Source organism: Ruegeria sp. AH12 (assembly GCF_056541465.1).
Window position 1 is genome coordinate 41,859 of record NZ_JBQFYL010000005.1, and the last position, 17,531, is coordinate 59,389.

General features: G+C 50.9%; 21 protein-coding genes and 1 tRNA gene. 16 read left to right on the top strand and 6 right to left on the bottom strand.

Annotated elements, in window-relative coordinates:
- The first annotated feature begins 28 nt into the window (after positions 1-28).
- The 7 genes from ACR0EL_RS10390 to ACR0EL_RS10420 all read left to right on the top strand — a co-directional run bounded on the left by ACR0EL_RS10390 (position 29) and on the right by ACR0EL_RS10420 (position 6,391).
- A complete protein-coding gene (locus ACR0EL_RS10390) occupies positions 29-1,000 on the top strand; it encodes a hypothetical protein (RefSeq protein ID WP_480499782.1) in 972 nt (323 codons plus the stop codon).
- Between the two features lie 107 nt (positions 1,001-1,107).
- Positions 1,108-1,521, top strand: coding sequence for a hypothetical protein (locus tag ACR0EL_RS10395; protein WP_480499783.1), 414 nt, complete (start codon positions 1,108-1,110; stop codon positions 1,519-1,521).
- Positions 1,518-2,072 (top strand): hypothetical protein, encoded by a 555-nt coding sequence (locus ACR0EL_RS10400; protein ID WP_480499784.1) that lies wholly within the window; start codon positions 1,518-1,520, stop codon positions 2,070-2,072. Before ACR0EL_RS10395 ends, ACR0EL_RS10400 begins: the two co-directional genes overlap by 4 nt.
- The gene (gspD, locus tag ACR0EL_RS10405) at positions 2,069-4,126 is read left to right on the top strand and encodes a type II secretion system secretin GspD (RefSeq protein ID WP_480499785.1); all 2,058 of its coding nucleotides are present in this window, start codon (positions 2,069-2,071) and stop codon (positions 4,124-4,126) included. Before ACR0EL_RS10400 ends, gspD begins: the two co-directional genes overlap by 4 nt.
- Positions 4,127-4,135: 9 nt before the next feature.
- Positions 4,136-5,368, top strand: coding sequence for a type II secretion system F family protein (locus tag ACR0EL_RS10410; protein ID WP_480499787.1), 1,233 nt, complete (start codon positions 4,136-4,138; stop codon positions 5,366-5,368).
- Entirely contained in the window at positions 5,358-5,759 is a 402-nt protein-coding gene (locus ACR0EL_RS10415) for a type II secretion system protein (protein ID WP_480499788.1), read from the top strand. Before ACR0EL_RS10410 ends, ACR0EL_RS10415 begins: the two co-directional genes overlap by 11 nt.
- Positions 5,759-6,391 (top strand): hypothetical protein, encoded by a 633-nt coding sequence (locus tag ACR0EL_RS10420; RefSeq protein ID WP_480499789.1) that lies wholly within the window; start codon positions 5,759-5,761, stop codon positions 6,389-6,391. The genes ACR0EL_RS10415 and ACR0EL_RS10420 overlap by 1 nt, the downstream gene beginning before the upstream one ends.
- Here the strand turns inward: ACR0EL_RS10420 and gspG are convergent.
- Together gspG and ACR0EL_RS10430 are read right to left on the bottom strand one after the other, a co-directional pair.
- Positions 6,349-6,789, bottom strand: a complete 441-nt coding sequence (gene gspG / locus ACR0EL_RS10425) for a type II secretion system major pseudopilin GspG (protein ID WP_480499790.1) — start codon at positions 6,787-6,789, stop codon at positions 6,349-6,351. The two genes, ACR0EL_RS10420 and gspG, sit on opposite strands and share 43 nt — an antisense overlap.
- On the bottom strand, positions 6,786-7,322 hold the full coding sequence (locus ACR0EL_RS10430) for a prepilin peptidase (protein WP_480499792.1): 537 nt from the start codon (positions 7,320-7,322) through the stop codon (positions 6,786-6,788). Before ACR0EL_RS10430 ends, gspG begins: the two co-directional genes overlap by 4 nt.
- A 2-nt stretch (positions 7,323-7,324) precedes the next feature.
- On the opposite strand from ACR0EL_RS10430, the gene ACR0EL_RS10435 reads away from it, so the two are divergent.
- The 6 genes from ACR0EL_RS10435 (at position 7,325) to ACR0EL_RS10460 (ending at position 11,329) form a co-directional block, all read left to right on the top strand.
- Positions 7,325-7,963: a hypothetical protein gene (locus tag ACR0EL_RS10435; RefSeq protein WP_480499793.1), complete on the top strand. Its 639-nt coding sequence runs from the start codon at positions 7,325-7,327 to the stop codon at positions 7,961-7,963.
- Positions 7,964-8,269: 306 nt separating this feature from the next.
- Positions 8,270-8,962, top strand: coding sequence for a recombinase family protein (locus ACR0EL_RS10440; RefSeq protein WP_480499794.1), 693 nt, complete (start codon positions 8,270-8,272; stop codon positions 8,960-8,962).
- A gap of 22 nt (positions 8,963-8,984) precedes the next feature.
- Positions 8,985-9,545 carry a hypothetical protein gene (locus ACR0EL_RS10445; RefSeq protein WP_480499795.1) on the top strand — a complete coding sequence of 187 codons (561 nt, stop codon included), beginning with the start codon at positions 8,985-8,987 and terminating at the stop codon, positions 9,543-9,545.
- A 414-nt stretch (positions 9,546-9,959) separates the two neighbouring features.
- Complete coding sequence (locus tag ACR0EL_RS10450; protein ID WP_480499797.1) at positions 9,960-10,148, top strand: hypothetical protein; 189 nt, start codon at positions 9,960-9,962, stop codon at positions 10,146-10,148.
- Between the two features lie 63 nt (positions 10,149-10,211).
- Positions 10,212-10,664, top strand: coding sequence for a hypothetical protein (locus tag ACR0EL_RS10455; protein ID WP_480499798.1), 453 nt, complete (start codon positions 10,212-10,214; stop codon positions 10,662-10,664).
- A 134-nt stretch (positions 10,665-10,798) separates the two neighbouring features.
- Positions 10,799-11,329, top strand: a complete 531-nt coding sequence (locus ACR0EL_RS10460) for a hypothetical protein (RefSeq protein ID WP_480499799.1) — start codon at positions 10,799-10,801, stop codon at positions 11,327-11,329.
- Positions 11,330-11,423: 94 nt separating this feature from the next.
- Here the strand turns inward: ACR0EL_RS10460 and ACR0EL_RS10465 are convergent, their stop codons facing one another.
- Both ACR0EL_RS10465 and ACR0EL_RS10470 read right to left on the bottom strand, forming a co-directional pair.
- Positions 11,424-12,416 (bottom strand): hypothetical protein, encoded by a 993-nt coding sequence (locus ACR0EL_RS10465; RefSeq protein WP_480499800.1) that lies wholly within the window; start codon positions 12,414-12,416, stop codon positions 11,424-11,426.
- Positions 12,417-12,505: 89 nt separating this feature from the next.
- Positions 12,506-12,778, bottom strand: a complete 273-nt coding sequence (locus tag ACR0EL_RS10470) for a hypothetical protein (RefSeq protein ID WP_480499801.1) — start codon at positions 12,776-12,778, stop codon at positions 12,506-12,508.
- A gap of 112 nt (positions 12,779-12,890) precedes the next feature.
- Between ACR0EL_RS10470 and ACR0EL_RS10475 the strand changes: the two genes are divergently transcribed.
- Both ACR0EL_RS10475 and ACR0EL_RS10480 read left to right on the top strand, forming a co-directional pair.
- Positions 12,891-13,124, top strand: coding sequence for a hypothetical protein (locus tag ACR0EL_RS10475; RefSeq protein WP_480499802.1), 234 nt, complete (start codon positions 12,891-12,893; stop codon positions 13,122-13,124).
- Between the two features lie 549 nt (positions 13,125-13,673).
- Complete coding sequence (locus ACR0EL_RS10480; protein WP_480499804.1) at positions 13,674-14,024, top strand: hypothetical protein; 351 nt, start codon at positions 13,674-13,676, stop codon at positions 14,022-14,024.
- A 600-nt stretch (positions 14,025-14,624) separates the two neighbouring features.
- Here ACR0EL_RS10480 and ACR0EL_RS10485 read toward each other — a convergent pair.
- Both ACR0EL_RS10485 and ACR0EL_RS10490 read right to left on the bottom strand, forming a co-directional pair.
- Positions 14,625-14,701 (bottom strand) — tRNA-Pro (locus ACR0EL_RS10485).
- A 73-nt stretch (positions 14,702-14,774) separates the two neighbouring features.
- Complete coding sequence (locus ACR0EL_RS10490) at positions 14,775-15,890, bottom strand: THUMP domain-containing class I SAM-dependent RNA methyltransferase (protein WP_480499805.1); 1,116 nt, start codon at positions 15,888-15,890, stop codon at positions 14,775-14,777.
- Between the two features lie 296 nt (positions 15,891-16,186).
- Between ACR0EL_RS10490 and ACR0EL_RS10495 the strand changes: the two genes are divergently transcribed.
- The gene (locus ACR0EL_RS10495) at positions 16,187-17,530 is read left to right on the top strand and encodes a Na(+)-translocating NADH-quinone reductase subunit A (protein WP_480499806.1); all 1,344 of its coding nucleotides are present in this window, start codon (positions 16,187-16,189) and stop codon (positions 17,528-17,530) included.
- The last annotated feature ends 1 nt before the right edge of the window (position 17,531 follow it).

The window sequence follows — 17,531 nt, forward strand, 5'->3', positions numbered from 1 at the left end:
GACTTGTAAATTGAAAGAACACACAGGCATGCAGGCAGAATTTGGGGGACGTGTTTACACGGCCTGGGAGTGGATTGGCCACCGTATTCCCAGTTGGCTTGTGCTGCCCGGTCTCGCGAAAAAGTGGTCGCGGACATACCAGGTTTCATCATTGCCTTTAGCTGGGAATGACATCGAAGAAGGTGAACGTCTTGATGTCAAACTGGCCCCAGAGCTCTTTCTGCAAAAACAAATGACGGTGCCGGCCGCCGCAAAATCGGCGTTGACGCAAGCCGTTGATCTTAACCTAAAGCAGACTCTGCCCGGTGCTGGTGAGGGTTTGGTCTGGCGCTTCAGAATTGAGAAGCGAGACAAAATCAGCCTGCATTTGGCGATCTATGTGATCAAGAAAGAAACGCTCGATCAAATTGAAGCCGCTGTCTCCGCTGCCAGGGGTATCGTTCGTACAATTGGAGTCGCTGAGCATAGAACGACGCCTCTGCTAGATCATCGCGCGCGCGTAGACATAGCGCGACGGCGGTGGGAAGTCGTTGGTATGGCTCTCGTTTGTATGGTTTCCCTAGTGGCTCTGATGCAGAGTTTTCAGAGGAACGCTGAACTCAAAACACAAGTATCGCAATTGGAGGCCTACAAGAACGAGTTAAGTGCCCAAGCGGTTGCCTTGAGAGCGCAAATGGACTCTGAGAACGATGACTCGTCTGGGCTGATCAACGATTATGAGCTCTTTGTGAGAGACTATGGCCGGTTGTCCTTGATACTCGATCTCACGCAAGCATTCGACGATGCAACGTGGGTGTCGGAGTTGGTGATCAATGGCCGAACGCTAATCTTGTCAGGCTTTACGGGCCATGATGTGACAGAAGTGTTGGAAACTGCACAATCCCTTCCTTGGGCTGAGCAAGTACGTCTTGATGGCCCAGTTGTGTTCGACAGCTTTTCACGCAAGAACCGGTTTGATCTCTCGATCCAAATTAAGGATACGGGGAGTGTCCGAAATTGAATCGGCTTAGGTCTTCTCTTTTTGTTTGTACCCTTACTTGCATCCCCGTTTTGGCATTCACGCTTTTTTCTTCACAGTCGGAGGAACTTACGAGGCAGCGAGCACTTTTGCAGGACGAAATTTCTGCGACTGAGCTAAGGATCAATCGTTTAACTAGTGAGAACGTTCGAACAGAGTTTCCACAAGAAATGATCTGGAATGTATCGTCAAAGGTGGATGCCGAACTTAGCCTGCAAAAGACTGCGTTGGATCTCTCTTCTGACGCTGAATTGGAACTTATCGCATTCAATGTGCCGAATGCTTCGGTTGAAAGTGGGGGCAAAAGAGCTGCTTTTTCTATTGAAGCAGAGGGACCATTGGACAATGCCTTTGAATTTTTGTCCCGTTTGGAAAGTCACAAACCTCGTATCGCTCTAAAGTCGCTTCGTATACGACCAAGTCGTTCCCGTCAGCCCCAAGGAGGTGAGGTACCGGTCTTTGTTCAGGCCACACTCTGGTCGTTCTGGAGGGATGAGAAGTGATTGTATTGAAGCGCAACATGCCTCCCCTCTACGTCATTGCACTAGCGCTTGTGTTTTTCTGGGCGTTACTTTCGAGCGCTATTGAAGCTCCAAAGAATTCGGGTGTCCAAACATATTTGCAAGCGCGGGAAGCAGCTCCGACGAACGAAGTCTTTGTCGAGCTCAGCTTGCCCCGGTCAGCTGATCATAGCGACCGGCTTTTGTTGTTATCCGAAACACCATTGTTCGCAGAGAGCCGAAGAAAAACGCATACGGAGCTGTCCTCACCGGAGGATCCTCTAGAAACCAACGTTCTAGAGGAAGCCGAACCTAAAGTTAAAGAAAGAATTCAGGCAAAAGCGCGGCCCCCAGAGTTGCCAGCATTGGAATATCTTGGATACGTGCGTGAAGGAGACCAAATCCGGGTGCTCTTATCACTTCACAAAACATCTGAAGAAAAGTGGGTCCAAGTCGGAGATAAAGTTCTGAATTGGCAGGTGAAATCTATGACCGAGTCTTTGGTGCATCTGGAGCAAGGTGAGGTCGAGCATATTGTGGTAAAGATGGAATGACGTTGATTGCAGCAAAGTTAACCAAACAAATATTTGGACTACGTTCAGTTTTCACATTTGTCCTCGTTGGGATGGTGATGAGTTGTACTGAGACGACGACAACCAGCAACGGTGTATTCGGTGAGGATGTAACAGTTCAGCGCACGTCATTTTTGAACCGGTTCGAGATACCTGGCGCTCAACCGGATGCGGGCGTTCGCCCAGGGGCATTGGCCCGTGGAAACGATCAATTTGTGAACCCTCGACGAGTAAATAACTCGCGCCGATCAAAGGCAATAGTCGTTCCACGTGATGGAGAATTGGTTGAGGTGTCTCTTGTAAACGCCAGTCCTGAAGCAGCGGCACAAGCCGTGTTGGGTGATACGCTGGGACTACGTTTTACTGTAAGTGACGAGGTTGATGGTAAAATAACGATTCAATCGACCGGTCCGATCCCCAAAGATGCTCTACTTGAACTCTTCGAAGCCGCTCTTTCTGCCAATGGCGCTCGTCTCGAAAAGGAAGGTTCTGTCGTAAAAATAGTCCCAGGTACCTCTGGTAACAGAGCGTTTCGTCTCGCCTCGGAGGGTGTTGGGAGTGGAGCCAACATCGTTGTGGCACGGCTAGAGTATATCTCATCTACACAGATGGTGAATTTGCTTGAGCCTTTAATGGCCGAAGGGCTTACAGCCGTAGCGGACAAACGCCGGAACCTAATGATGATGACCGGTACGCCAGCTCAATTGGAGGCCGCCCTAGACGCTTTGAACCTGTTTGATGTTGACGTGTTGCAAGGGAAATCCGTGGCTCTGGTCGAACTCAATTCCGCAGATCCTGAGACGATCGTCGATGAACTGAAACTCATCTTCGAGAATGAAGAAGGAGGCAACTTAGAGGGCGTCATTGAATTTGTGCCGAACAAGAGACTGGGCTCTGTTCTGATTATTACCTCTCGGTCTAGGTACCTTGCGACGGCGGAGAAATGGATCAGACAACTTGATCGAACAGCCAGTGGTGCAAGCAGTTTTATCCAGATTTATGAACTGCAAAACCGCTCGGCAGTGGATGTGGCACCCATCCTGAACGATCTTCTAACAGATGGTATCGCCTCTGAAGAGGACAAAAAGACCGAAAAATCGCGGGCTGCTTCTGGGGGATCGCGGGTCGCTGCGGATAAGGCAAGGAACGCTCTTCTCGTCAAAGCGACGCGCGGCGAACATCGAGAAATCCGAAACTTGCTCAATCAAATTGATAGCAGCCCGCAGCAGGTCATGCTGGAAGCGACGATCGCTGAAGTTCGGTTGAACGACGAACTTGATCTTGGTGTGCGCTGGTTCTTTGAGAGTGGGAACTTCAACTACACATTCTCTGATGCCCAAAATGGCAGCGTTGGCCCTACTTTCCCGGGGTTCTCTGCCGTGTTCGGCACCGGGGGTGCTAACGCTGCTCTTTCGGCTCTTTCGGGCGTCACAGATGTTAAGATCATTTCGTCACCAACGCTTATGGTGTTGGACAATGAAGAAGCTGTACTTCAGATCGGCGATCAGGTGCCAATAGCTACTCAAACGTCTACTGATAATTCAACGAATGATGCTCCAACAATCACGAATATTGAGTATCGCGACACCGGTGTGATTTTGACCGTAACTCCCAACATCAATCGTAATGGTCGCGTGGTTCTCGATGTTGTTCAAGAGATCAGTAGCGTGTCTCAAGAGCAGACTTCTGGTATTGACTCACCGACAATTAGGCAAAGAAAAGTTGCTACCAACGTGATGTTGAGTGATGGAGCAACCTTGGCGTTGGGCGGGTTGGTGCAATCTTCAGATACGAAGACTGTCACAAAGATCCCCGGCCTCGGCGATGCACCTGTAGTGGGCGGATTGTTCAGGAGAACAGAGAGCGATAAACGTCGGTCGGAACTACTGGTTCTTATTCGCCCCCGCGTAGTCTACACGGAACACGATGCTAAAACAGCTACAGAGTATTGGCGTTCCAAGTTGTCCGGTGCAGACTCAATTCTTAGAAGCGGGCTTGGTTCACCAAAGCACACTGTCTCTGACGTTTTGCCGTAAGTCGGTTAAATGGCGCTGTATTCTTACCAAGGCTTCGATCATTCAGGCGCAGGCACAGCTGGGACAATTGATGCCGGCAGTGAGAAAATCGCCTTTGATGTACTGAAATCACGCGGCATCACGGTGGTGCTTCTCTCACCTGGTGCAACCAACGAAGGGCAAGAAGTCGCTTGGTACAAGCGGGATATCCGCTTCTTTCGTAAAGAGCTGCCTTATCAGGAACAGGCAATGGTAGCCGATCTGTTAGCGACGCTGTTTCAAGCCGGGCTCTCTTCAGCTGAGGTTGTTGAAATTACTGCAGCTTCGGTCGAGCGGAAAGAAGTTAAAAGACATTTTGAACGCGTTCGCCAATTGGTCGTCGACGGTGACAGCTTTCCGGATGCTTTTGAGGCTGAGAACGATTTGTTTTCGCCTGTTTTTGTTTCTTTCCTGCGCATCAGTGATGCCGCCAATGCAATGCCAACGCTGATGAAGGAACTCTCCACATTTTTCCAAAAGCAAAACGCCACAAAACAGAAAGTTGTATCAGCATTGATTTATCCTTCCATTCTGGTCTGCGCTGGTATTGGTTTGTTCTTGGTATTTGCTCTCTATCTTGCACCAAATTTGGCGCCGATTTTTTCATCGGTGGGACGAGAGGCACCAGCTACCATCGCTTTTCTACTGGGCATAAACGAGCTTTTGAACAATTATTGGTTGATCTTACTGATTGCGGTCCCTTCGCTGGTTTTGCTTTGTGTGTGTCTGCTTCAAATCAAAGACGTACAGCTTGCGCTTTCGCGAATTCGTTTTCGCCTTCCCATTGTTGGGTCGCTTCTGCGCCTGTCTTTGCTTTCCCAGTTGGTACAGTCCATAGAGCTTCTGCTTCGCTCTGGTATGTCGCTGGAAAACGCCCTTCGAACGTCTGCAAAAACGATAGGTCGAGGATCGGAACTCAATGACCGTTTCTCAGCAGCAGCTGATCTTGTGCACGCAGGTTTGCCCGCATCAAAAGCGTTTGAAGAGGATGAATTCCTTGCACCTTCTTTCAAAGAGCTGTTTCGAATTGGAGAGCGGACAAACACACTACCAACCACACTAGTCGCCTTGACGGATCAATTATCCTCGGAATTGGACCGCAAGACGCAAAGACTTCTCAGTTTGATTACACCACTGTTCACTCTTTTGTTGGGAATAGGTGTTGGCTTGCTGATCTACTCGATCATGGGCGCTATCTTGGAGATCAACGAAGTTGTACTTTGAATTCAGTCGGCGGAGTAAGAAGCGAGGTTTTACCTTACTGGAGACCTTGATCGCGATGGCCTGCGTTGGATTGGTCCTTGCTACACTGTACAATACGACCTCACGCTTATCGCGAAAACAGTCTGACGCGTTGAGAGACTATGAGCAGACACTTCTGGCGCGAGCTCTTTTGGACGAATACCGCGCTACATATCCATTGATGCCATCATCCGGTACTTACAAGAATACGTGGGATTGGCAGATTACAGAGCAACCGCAAAACGTTCTGAAGCCCACTCGCTTTGATCATCACTTTGAGCTCGTTCTGTTGACTGCAGTTGTCAGTAATTTGGGCTCTCAGAAAAGGTCCGTCGCAGTCAATACAGTAGTTGCACGTCGAGGTGCCAATTAGTGAAGCGCAGATACAACTCTGGTATTACCCAGCTCGAGTTGATGATTTCACTCGCGATACTTGCTTTGATCACTTTACTGCTCTCTGGCTCTTTAAACTACAATCGACAATCCCTCGATCGCTACCAAGAATTCTCCGAGCAACGCGATCAGTACGTATCTCGTCGCGCATTTAAGCAATGGGCTACTCAAATTCCGGCAACCACCGGCGTTGCGGACGTTGCATTCGAAGGAACGAGTAACCGTTTGAGCTTTCAAACACTGGTAGCAGATGATCAGTTTTGGGGCGGGGCACTCACAAGTGTTGAACTCGAGTTGATATCCCAGAACGGAACTCAAACCCTTGTGGCCCGCGTAAGCGGCTTGGAGCCAGAAAATCTTGAACAGATAGAAGTTCACCGTATTCTAGCCCAAGACGTATCCAAAGCTACCATTCGATACTTTGGCAACAGCACCTCGAGCGGCACGAAAGACTGGTACTCCGATTGGTCGGAAACTTGGTTCCTTCCAGCGCTCGTCAAAGTGGAATGGGAACATACAAACGGTGATGTATCAGTCCCGCTGACGTTGTTGCCAGGAGAAAATGATCGTCAAAGATATATGTCGCTGTCTTCTTTGGTTCCACCTGAGTGACCATCGCGCCCAAACGTATAAAGATCGAAAGCCCCATTTTGGCCTGGTATACGATAAAGGTACACGCGGCCCCAAGGGTCTTGAACATCGTCAATTCTGTCGAGATAGGGCCCCAGCCAATTTGCGACTCCGGCCGGTTCCTGAATCAGAGCTTCCAGTCCTTCGGCCTCGGAGGGATATCTTCCCACATCAATGTAGAAAAGCTGCAGAGCGCCTTTCACGCTGTTCATTTGTATCGCAGCAGCTTTTGACTTTGCTCGCCCAAAATTTTCCATAACACGCGGTGCCGCGAGGCCTACAATAAGTGATATGATGGCCAACACGACCATGATCTCAAGGATCGAAACCCCAGAGTTACTTTTTCTGGTGCGTGTACCTCTATTGCTCTGAAGATTCATATGAAAAAATTACCCTGTAGGCTAAGCGCGAAAATCGAATATGCAATAAACGGACCGAACGGAATCCCTTGTTTTGTAGCTGAGGTAAGCAGGTTCGACACTACGTATCCTATGATCCCTCCGACACACGACAATAGAATAAGCTCAGGGAGCATCAATGGCCCGAGCAATAGTGCACCAGCACCAAACAGCTTTGCGTCCCCGATCCCAAGTCCGTCTCGATTGGAATAGCTGAAAAAGAGACTGCCGAGCAACCAGAAACAAGCGGTTACAAGAAGGCCGGTAGCAACGTGCAACCAGATCATCGGGCTTTCGATGAAAACCAAGTAAGTGAAGCTAACAGATACAACCGTAAGTGTTGCGATGTCCGGGATGATGTACGTCTCCAGATCGGTTACTGATAACCAAAGGAGAGGTGGGGCCAAGCCTGCGCAAAGCGCAAGAAGAGGCCAGTTGCCGGAGGTCCATAGACACAAGAAAGTTATCAAGTAGAGTGCTACAAGCGACAGAATTGTTCCGAGTTTTGAGTTCAAAAATGCAATATTTCCCTATGCGATTTTTGCCGTCTTCGAAGCGCCATCGTGAAGATGGGATAGTCCTACTTTCAACGCTTGTTTCTCTAGCCCTTATCATCAGCTTACTTGTTGTTACTCAATCTATGGCGGTAAGCAACATCAAAGTTATCAGCCGGCTGACAGCTGTTGAAAAAGACGATCTTCTAGAAGATTCGCTGCGTCATCTGGCTCGACCACTAATCGCCGAAGCAATGCTGGACCTCAACGATACAACCACTATCCAATTGAATGGCAAAGACTACTCGTTTTCACTTTTTGATCGGGTCGCAATACTGTCCGTACAGAACATCGAAGGTCTTGTATCAGTAACCGTGTCTCCGGAGCACGTGGTACGCGAGAGTCTTCCTGAAGACCTTTCGGAGGTCGTCATGAGGATGAAAAGCGATGGGCTGTCAAGTCTGCCTTTCAGGCAAAGGTTTGCTCATGCGGGGGGAAGCCTAAGTAAGTATCCAAACTTGGAGATGTGGATCACTGAGAATGCGTCGTATTCCAAACTCAACTCTGCTGATCGATCGGTCCGATTCAGAACAAATGGACATCAAGCGCCGGTGGATGGAAATGAACGGCAGCCTCAGATCGTAGTTCTAACAGTTCGATAGCGTTTGATATCTCGAAGACTACAACAGATTGCTCTGCTTGATACCTAGAAGGCTCAACACGCCTTTAGTCTGTCTCAGATAACTTCAATTGCTTAACTAGCCTGATGACCTGATTGAGTGCGGGTATGGGTTCCCTTTTGTGAACTCTAAAAGTCTACAATGAAACTCTACATAGAGATTGACATGTGTGCAAGAAAAAGTTCACAATAAGATGCACAATGAAATATTGGGAACGCTGTAGATAAAAGATGCAAAAGTTCACAATGACTCGACTCTTGAGATCGAATCCGGCCATGCATTGTCCGCATGGAAGATCGGTTTCTAGTTGGCTATGCGCGCGTCTCGACGGACGATCAGGATTTGTCGTTGCAGATCGATGCGCTAACCCGTTACGGGGTGCCGCCCAACTTGATCATTCAGGAAAAGATGTCGGGCAAGTCACTGTCCAATCGCAAGCTCGCCAAGATGCTGGATCATCTGCGCAAGGGCGACAGGGTAGTTGTCTGGAAACTCGACAGGCTAGGCCGCTCGGTCAAGGATATGATCACGGTCGTGGAGCGCATCGAAGAGGCGGGCGCGGATCTGGTCAGCTTGACCGAGGGCGTCGATACCTCAACGGCCATGGGCCGGTTCTTCTTTCACATCATCGCGTCCATCGCAGAATTGGAGCGCGGCATGATTTCTGAACGAACAAAGGCCGGTATGGCTGCGCGCAAGGCCGCTGACCCCGATGTGAAGTGGGGCGCAAAGCACTGGTTTATGGATCATCCCAAGCGCCAGGCGCACATTCAAGGCCTGTACAATGCTGGTGAATTTCACTTGGTCAGCCGGTCTGGCGGCGGCGTGATGATCAAGGGTATGACTGCAGGGGCATTGATGGCTGAGGCCAACGCAGCGGACCCTGACGCCAAGCGCGTAAAGAACGCTGAGAGCGTCCGGCGATGGTTGCGTGATGGAGCCAAGGGGTTGATTTTTAATCTCGAATCTGCTCCAGATTGATGCATACCGAAGAGTATTACTCGTGGATTTAACATTTTTTCAGAAGTCATTGCAGTTCATAGGGGCGATCTCTTGGAAAAAGGCGCTTCCGATCAGCATTGCTATCTATCTAGTTCTTTTTCTTGGGCAAAACCCGATATTGCCATCTCAAGCTGAGGGTTGGTTACTACCTGTGCGATTACTGATGGTGGCGCTATTCTTAGTGGCTGTTGTTGATGTATTGGCGCTCACCTCAGGCTACGTTTGGAAGGAAATGAACAAGCGCAATGACAGCCGATCAATGCGGAAGGCCAATGTATCATTCACGGTTTCGGGATTGATTGGTAAGCTCAAGCGAGAATTGAAGCAGCCGTTTCAAAAAATCGAAGGTTTCTCCTCCAACATGGAAGTCTCTTCCGAGCTCTATGCTCTCTACTCGGAACTTCATTGGCTGAAATTACCAACACCTTCACTCGAGTTTAATGCGCCAATGGGACGAGTGGACAGGCATCTGAATTACCTTCTGCTGATTTACCCTCTCGTTGAATCCGGAAAATTTCGGGAATTGCGGAAGCAGATAAAGCAATTGGACCTTTCAAGTTAAGGAGCTTCTAAAGATGAGATTTGTTAATCTTTTTTTGCCTTTTTTGATAGCAACACCCGCCTCAGCGGAATGCGTAGAAACGTGCCAAGAGGTTATCAGGGTCATATGTCCATCGCCGGGTGAGCCTGATCAATGCTACGAGGTTGTTGAAGAAATATGTCAAACAACGTGTACTTTCGAACCATCTGAAGATGCGATCAACCAGTGGATCGAAGAGGGCGCAAACCCCGCAGAGTTCCCTGGGTCTCTGGATGACTTTTTGAGCATCCCCGACAGTCGGCTGCCAGATTTCAACAATTCTGACGGCTCTGACTACGGCCCTCCGCCCGATGGTCTCGGTGGCGGAATTGGTGGGTCGGGGTACTAACCAAATCATCATTGATCAGAACTGTAGACGACAATTAGGAGACGGGCATGGGAAATCCAAATATTGGGGCGGCACTGCTCTTTGCCCTGGGCATGATTGAGGTCCTTTTTCCAGGTTGGAATGGGTTTTTGTTTGATCGCGCTGCACCTTCTGAAGACACCGTTCGGATAACCAGTATGATTTGCTTCGTGGGGGCTGCAGTACTTCTTTTTGGCCCGCGCGGAAGTTCACAATAAGGAGCGGATGGCCGATATGCGGAAAAAGCGGACTTTGCCTTCTCGCAGCAAAGCCATCATACAATGACCATGACAGTGGAGCTAAGTGCAGACGTAATTTGGTGTCTTCGCGCACTCGCGCAAGAAGCGAATAATCAGCGTGAGCTTTATCCGGGCTTCGCAGTTGTTGCCGACGAACTAGTTTTGGACTTCGATGACGCGTATTCGAGTTACAAAGAAAGAACTCAAATTGAACATGCTGATCTAGAGAAACTGGACGCACAAATCTTAAGTAAATCAGGTGTTTCTGAGTATTGGACAGATGAGGCACTAGACCAATCAGCCTTTTGGAATGAGATTAGGCAGCAGGCCTCGCGAGCACTAAAGGTTCGCAACCTTACAACGTTTGCGCCACACCCGAGCTCGGCAACCTATCTTTCGGAAGGCGAAGTTTGGACCTCGGGTCGCAATTCCGAAACGTCCTCAAAAGATACACCCATTTCAGTCTTCAAGAGGTTTCTCAACCGCTTCCGCTAGGGGCTCAGAACGGACACTAGAAGTTAACAATAGGGAGCGATGGGGTCCGGCGGGGCACAGTCAACCGCCCGACTTGCTGGCCCGAGCTGGGGCGGGTACGCATCCCCCAGCGAGTTTACTAATGGGAGCGAGCGATGAGCAATGACAAAACTCGCCATAAAGCCTGTTGGGCTTGTGCGGAACCACTCTCACCGAACCAACAACTATGTAAGGAATGTGATCAGTGGCAGAATTGGCGGCAGTATTTTAGCCTTTCTTCGACGATCTTGTCCTTGGTTATCGCACTCATAGCCGTGACCGGCACCTTGGGGCCCAAAATAGTTGAGATGTTTCAAGGAGAAGAACTAAAACTCAGTTTTGCTGCATCTTTTTCGGAAAACCACCTTAAACTTAGTATCGCTAACAGCGGTTCGGTGCTCGTCCTCCCTGCCAACGATGTCGGTTGTTTAAGCCCTGAAGAAGTGAACTATCGCGGACTTCTGGAAGACATAAAATTTCTTCGAATTGGTCAGACAGAGAGCTTGGAGTTTCGATTTCCCGAATCCCTCCCGAAGCGCGGCCTTCTGACATGCACGACTTATTTTGCGGTGGAATCTCGCTATCTTGCTACGCTAAATTTCAAAGATCGCATTCTATCGAGTTGGGAATTGAAGTCGATCGATTGAAATCCAGATCTGAGTTATAGGATCTTCAAAGTCCACAATAAGGAGCGGATGTCCGCTAAGCAGACAAAGCGGACGTTTCTTGACGTATCAAATTTCAAAACATCCCGTTCGCCTGATCAAACAAAAGCACGGCTTCCGCTTCCTGAAAACGTTGGTTAAGTGCTGGTGTTTCGTAATAGGACATAAAGAGTCGGTGTGCGGGAACACGTTGCCAGTACGTTGCGGCAAACATTGTTTTGTGACCAGATCGAAATAGCGATTCCGCCACTTCCGCGCTGAAGGTGGAGGAGACGAAGCCTGTGTTTCTCGGCGCAGTCAATGCGCTGCCGGAGTAAATCGTTCTAAAAAGCGGGAGAGAAGTTAAATTCAGAGCTGATAGCATCGCTCGCATAAACGCAAGACGGGTTAAGATATGCTCACGGCGTTTCGCTTTCTGCCGCGTGCCTTCGAAGGTGCTTCCATCACGAACGATATGTCCCTGATATGGCACAAGCCCAAGTTCGGCGAGAACTATGCGGTGACCCTTGATCATTTCACCTGCATTGGGGTTGCTCACATATTGCGATGTAAAATCGCTATCAATGCAATCTAGCCCCTTGTAAGAAAGTATTTTTCCAAGCGCTGCGCTCCAGTGCCTGCAAGTCTTCAACCCGGTTGTGATCGCAGACTGTTCGGTTGGTAAATTGGGGAAATTTCTAGCTAACCAGTCATTGATTTCATTCAAATAGGTAGTGATTTCTTCTTGAGTATTGGCGAAATCGGCGTCTTTCGCTGGAAGCTCCATCGTTTGATCATATTCTGCGCAACTATCCTCAAGCGCCTTACGTTGGTTGGGCGTAAGCTTCTGCGCACTCGGCGAGGCAAGATACTTGGAGATGTCCCAGAATGGCAGAACCCAGATTGCTCCGGCATCTTCGAAGTCGGATATGCGAACCGAAAACGATGCTGTTGCGGGATCAAGCGATGTAATTTCGACAGGTGTTTGTCTTGGGTCGCTTAGAAAGAGGGTCTGGCCAACAACGAGATGAGCCAAGTTCGCCTTTACAAGGTTTTTGGGGAGCACCCCTGTATGTTGGGCATAGTCCATCGACCCAGATTGGTATTCTAAGGTGCTTGGCTCGTCAATTTGGGCTCAGAGCAGTCATTCGAGAGTTCACAATAAGGAGCAGTGCGTAGTTAGTCCAGAATCTCTAGTCGTATGGTGTGCAACTTGTAACGTGAGACGCCGCCTTCGTTTATTTCTTCGCCATTCACTGCAATACGTGAGTAGTGGTCGTCACCAACCTGAGCATCGCGCTCAAGAACAGTGACCTGGCCCGGTCCGGTCCATGATCTATCAAAAGTGGAGTTATTTTGTCGTGTTGCTACTACTCTCAATGAAACGCCGAAATGAAGAGTATCACCATCTCTGAATTTTCTATCGTTTCCATATGTATAAACTTTGGACACAGCCGAACCTCCTAACATTCAATTTGCTTAATCTAGTCATTGTAGCAAAATATCAGTGCGGGATAAAATATTGTCCTCAAGCCAAATCGTAAATTCCAACCAGGAGAATTCAGTGAGCAACTTTTTGGAAAGCGAAGGGACAAACTGCATTCAGTGTGATGTTGAGCTCAACGCTAAAGGGCCAAGCATGAAGGTCGTGACTGGATGGACCGCAAAGGCCCTCAGAGAAATTGCCGATAAACTTGAGGCCGGCGAATACGAAGATGGTCATTACGACGTGACGGACCGGCACGGGAAGAAGCTTGGTCAGGTATACTTCGATTTCTCCGAAGAACACATTCTGTAGACGACAAATAGGAGGCCAGAACACCCTGATATGACTTTCTTTCGCTTTTTTGGTATGGTGGGGATGGCGTTAGCCATTTTTCAGAAGTCTTATTTCGGAGAAAACCATGTTTGTTCCAGCAATGAAGTTGTTTGTGTTATCTGCGTCTGTGATTGGAATCATCGCGGGCTCTTCACTAGCTGAACCGTCGAAAACGGAAAGCCACTTTCCCGATTCTATTTCGAACGGATTCAGCATTGCTCATTCCTACAGTCAATGCATGGAGTCGGAGCGCAGATGGTGCGTTCGCAATACCAAAACGAGATCAGCGGAAGATGCGTGCGTAAAACGAGAGCGCAGTAAGTGTTGTGCCAATCACAACACGAGGTCAGGGCATAAGTCCGGCTGCACCTCATCATGAATTAAGTTTGACTCAGAGCCTCGTTCGTTTGATCTGGCTACCACGCAAGGGTTCTACTGTTACTGATGCTGTGGCGGCAGTCTTGGGGCGCCTATTTCGCTAGGCGCCCTTTATGTCTTCCCTAAACTTCACAATACGGAGATGGTCGATTGAGTTTAGTTCGGGTCGTTAGTTTCGTTTTCTCAGCAGTGTTTTTTGTTTCCGCTTTCCATGCCATATTCTCGATCTTGCCACCGAGCTATTTGGGTCAGTATCTGCAGCTTGTTGAATCGATTTTTGGTGAGAAAATTAGGGGCGGTAGCGAAGAACAATACGACTATGAGAGGTGGAGATATATTCTTGAAATTGCGCCTGTCATTTTAGGGCTGGTGGTTTCTGGTGCGGGCCTAGGCGTTACAAGTTGGGTGGCAATCCGAAAGAGTCGTCGAGAGCAAGAAACACACGCTCTGGAACTTGAAAAACTCCAGCTTCAAATCGAGCAGCTTAAACGTACACAATAGGGAGAGCCCAGTGCGATATGGAATCGGAGAGAGATTGTACAGAGTTTTTGTATTTCTCGCAGTTATTGATTTTGCCTGGGTGTGCTTTGTAGCCATCAGTAGGCAACTTGACTGCTCGACGATTCCTGACTTTGGCCCGCGATGCCGAGGGCTTATTGAAATTGGCGGAGCTCTTTTGTTGGGAATCGCTCCCTTAGTGATCCTACTCGTGGGATCGTACGTGGTGCGTGGCCGGTTATTCGCAAAATCAAAGAACGTAGATTCACATTAGGGAGCCAAACTCCTTTGAAAACCGCTGCGATGCTGAGACGCCGCAAAAGCGATGGCCAAGGCTAATTTGTTGACTGGTGATGAAGCCGCTGCTGACTCAGTAGTTCGGAAAAAGGAATGGGATCGCGAAGCACAGCCCGCCACAACACATCTGTTACTTATACGGACCAACTAAAAACTAAGTCTTTCGGTCGGAGGATGGTTCTCAATATAAGTTGGCCGAATATGTTACTCAAAGACTAGCGTGCTGCCCGGGTGCTGCCCAGAACTTATGCACCAATTCAATCAGCAGAAAGCAATCGCACAAGTTATTGTAAATAATGTGAAACATGGTCGGAGTGAGAGGATTCGAACCTCCGACCCCTGCCTCCCGAAGACAGTGCTCTACCAGGCTGAGCTACACTCCGACCGTGGCGCGGGGTCTATACGCGGTGAGGTGGATGTGCAAGGGGCATTATGAGCCATGCGCAGGACGTAGGCTCAGGGCAGGGGACCGGTTTGATAAAGCTTCACTTTGGTGCCGCCATGATCGACCACGGGGCCGGCTGACAGGCCGGGCAGGCGTGCGGCGCGGGCGAGAGAGGGATTGCTGGTGACGATCCCGACGCGCCAGCCCTGAAAGCGGGACATCAGGGTTTTACCCAGGCTGCCGTAAAGCGCACGCAGGCGTTTCTCGTCGCCTATGCGGGCACCGTAAGGTGGGTTTACGATCACAAGGCCGGGCTGATCACCGATGGGCTTGATGTCACTGACAGAGCGGTGGGCGAACCGAGTGACATCTGAGACCCCTGCCTGAGCCGCGTTGGCACTGGCAGCCTCAACCGCGCCGGCATTGCGGTCCGAGCCGCGAAAGACCAGAGCTGTCTCGGTGGTTGGGCCGCCTTGACGCAGCGCTTCAAATGCAGCGGCATCAAAGCCTGCCAGATACTCGAATGCGAACCGCCGAGATCGACCGGGCTGCAAGCCAAGGGCGATTTCCGCCGCTTCGATCACAAACGTGCCCGAACCGCACATCGGGTCCAACACCGGTTCGGTCCCGTAATAACCGCAGGATCGCAGAAACATTGCGGCCATGGTTTCGCGCATCGGAGCTTTGGCGATTGCGGGTTTGTGCCCGCGTTTGTGCAAAGGCTCTCCGGAGGTATCCAGCGACAGGGTGCAAACATCTTTCTCGATCCGCAGCATGATGCGCAGATCAGCGTCAGAAGAGACGGGTGCCCCCAATGTCTCGGTGATTGCGCGTTCGATCCGCTGGCGCGCGGCCCCGGCGTGATAGATACGAGACTTGCGGCTGGTGGCCTCGACCTTCACAGGGATGTCGGGACGCAGGAACTCGGCCCAGGGGAATTTGCGTGCCCGTTTGTCCAGCTGTGCAAGATGAACCGCTGGGAAACTGCCGATGCGCACCAGAACCTTGTTGGCGCCGCGTAAGGAAAGATTAGCGCGCCAGACCTCAGCCCAGTCTCCCCTGCAGCTGACACCACCCGCAACGCGATGTGTATTCTCGAATCCGTTCTCGACCGCTTCTTCGCAAAGCGGTGCCTCCAGACCTGGCGTCGCAGCTAGAAAAATTTCGAACATACCGGGTGTTTTCATGGGGGTTGCTTACACCGGATACAAATCGGGCGCGATACGATTTTTTTGTGCTAGATTGCCCTTGAATTGATTGACTGAGCAGAAAGTGAAGCGGTTGTCGGGTTTTTCGGCGGTAACAGGTTTGCGTTTCGTGCGCGGCGCGCGTAAAGGGTCCCTGATCGAAAGCACGCTGGCGGATTGCAGTGGGGATTTGGCGCAATCGTTCTCCCTCAGGTGACGTGGTTCGTGTTATCTTGGCCCGAACGAGCGGGCAGGATAGTCGGCGCAGAAAAAGAGGCTTGGAAGACCGTAGCGACATGCAAACTTTCAAACTGAAAAAAGGGATGGAATTGCCGGTTCAGGGTGCACCTGAGCAGAAAATCCATCCGGGGCCGGAGTTCAAAACCGTGGCCGCGCTGGGCGCAGACTATCTGGGCCTCAAGCCAAAGATGCTGGTACAGGAAGGCGATGTGGTTCAACGCGGCACGCCCGTGTTCTGTCACAAGGATGCGCCCGAGGCGATGATGGCGGCGCCGTTGACCGGCAAGGTCGTGGCCATCAACCGGGGCGCGCGGCGCGTGCTGCAAAGCGTGGTGATCGAGGTGTCGGACGCCAATGATGCAGGTGTCGATTTCTCGGGCGTTGGCAATGCCGACAGCGCAGAAGGCGTGACCGAGAAGCTGTGTGCCGCCGGTTTGTGGACAGCGTTCCGTACGCGACCCTATTCCAAGATGCCCGCGCCGGGCACCAAGCCCGCCGCGATCTTTGTCACGGCGATGGAGTCCGAGCCTCTGGCCGCAGATGCCGCAGTGATCATCGCAGATGCAGCGGATGCGTTTGCTGCGGGTCTGGGCTCTATCGCAAAGCTGACCGAGGGCAAGACGTATCTGTGCCACAAAGAAGGTGACAGCGTTCCCGGTGCGGATGTAGCCGGTGTCGAAGCCGCCGCTTTTGCAGGCCCACACCCGGCGGGTCTGGCCGGTACGCATATCCACTTTCTTGAGCCGCTGGCGGGCGACAAACAGGTCTGGACCATCGGGTATCAGGACGTGATTGCCATCGGTCGTTTGGTGCAGACCGGGCATCTGGACCCGAATATCGTCATCGCGCTCAGCGGTCCCGGTGCGCGGCAGCCACGTCTGATCCGCACCGTGATGGGTGCATCGACTGATGATCTGACCCGCGATGAGGTTAATGTCGATGGCACGCCCCGGATTATCTCGGGCTCGATCCTGTCGGGGACACAGGCCGAAGGGCCGACCGCCTATCTGGGTCGGTTCGCGCGGCAGCTTTCGATCATTCGCGAGGATCACGACCAGATTCCGCTGGGATGGATTCGTCCGATGCCATCGAAGTATTCGGTCCAGCCCGTGCTCGGGTCCGCTTTGTCTAAGAAGCTGTTTCCGTTGACGTCGAACCTGAATGGGGGTCGTCGCGCGATGGTGCCGACCGGCGTGTTCGAACGGCTGATGCCGCAAGATTACCTGCCGACGCAGTTGCTGCGCGCGCTGTTGGTGATGGACACCGATACCGCTCAGGCACTGGGTGCACTGGAGCTGGACGAAGAAGATCTGGGCCTTGTGGGCTTTGCCTGTCCGGCGAAATATGAATACGGGCTGGCGCTGCGCGACTGCCTTGCAAAGATTGAAAAGGAGGGCTGAG

What these genes read in the sequence shown, in the direction of transcription:
- ACR0EL_RS10390 (WP_480499782.1), top strand. Translation starts at nt 29, where the DNA reads ATGCAGGCAGAATTTGGGGGACGTGTTTACACGGCCTGGGAGTGGATT.
- gspD (WP_480499785.1), top strand. Translation starts at nt 2,069, where the DNA reads ATGACGTTGATTGCAGCAAAGTTAACCAAACAAATATTTGGACTACGT.
- ACR0EL_RS10410 (WP_480499787.1), top strand. Translation starts at nt 4,136, where the DNA reads ATGGCGCTGTATTCTTACCAAGGCTTCGATCATTCAGGCGCAGGCACA.
- gspG (WP_480499790.1), bottom strand. Translation starts at nt 6,789, where the DNA reads ATGAATCTTCAGAGCAATAGAGGTACACGCACCAGAAAAAGTAACTCT.
- ACR0EL_RS10435 (WP_480499793.1), top strand. Translation starts at nt 7,325, where the DNA reads ATGCAATATTTCCCTATGCGATTTTTGCCGTCTTCGAAGCGCCATCGT.
- ACR0EL_RS10440 (WP_480499794.1), top strand. Translation starts at nt 8,270, where the DNA reads ATGGAAGATCGGTTTCTAGTTGGCTATGCGCGCGTCTCGACGGACGAT.
- ACR0EL_RS10450 (WP_480499797.1), top strand. Translation starts at nt 9,960, where the DNA reads ATGGGAAATCCAAATATTGGGGCGGCACTGCTCTTTGCCCTGGGCATG.
- ACR0EL_RS10455 (WP_480499798.1), top strand. Translation starts at nt 10,212, where the DNA reads ATGACCATGACAGTGGAGCTAAGTGCAGACGTAATTTGGTGTCTTCGC.
- ACR0EL_RS10460 (WP_480499799.1), top strand. Translation starts at nt 10,799, where the DNA reads ATGAGCAATGACAAAACTCGCCATAAAGCCTGTTGGGCTTGTGCGGAA.
- ACR0EL_RS10465 (WP_480499800.1), bottom strand. Translation starts at nt 12,416, where the DNA reads ATGGACTATGCCCAACATACAGGGGTGCTCCCCAAAAACCTTGTAAAG.
- ACR0EL_RS10490 (WP_480499805.1), bottom strand. Translation starts at nt 15,890, where the DNA reads ATGAAAACACCCGGTATGTTCGAAATTTTTCTAGCTGCGACGCCAGGT.
- ACR0EL_RS10495 (WP_480499806.1), top strand. Translation starts at nt 16,187, where the DNA reads ATGCAAACTTTCAAACTGAAAAAAGGGATGGAATTGCCGGTTCAGGGT.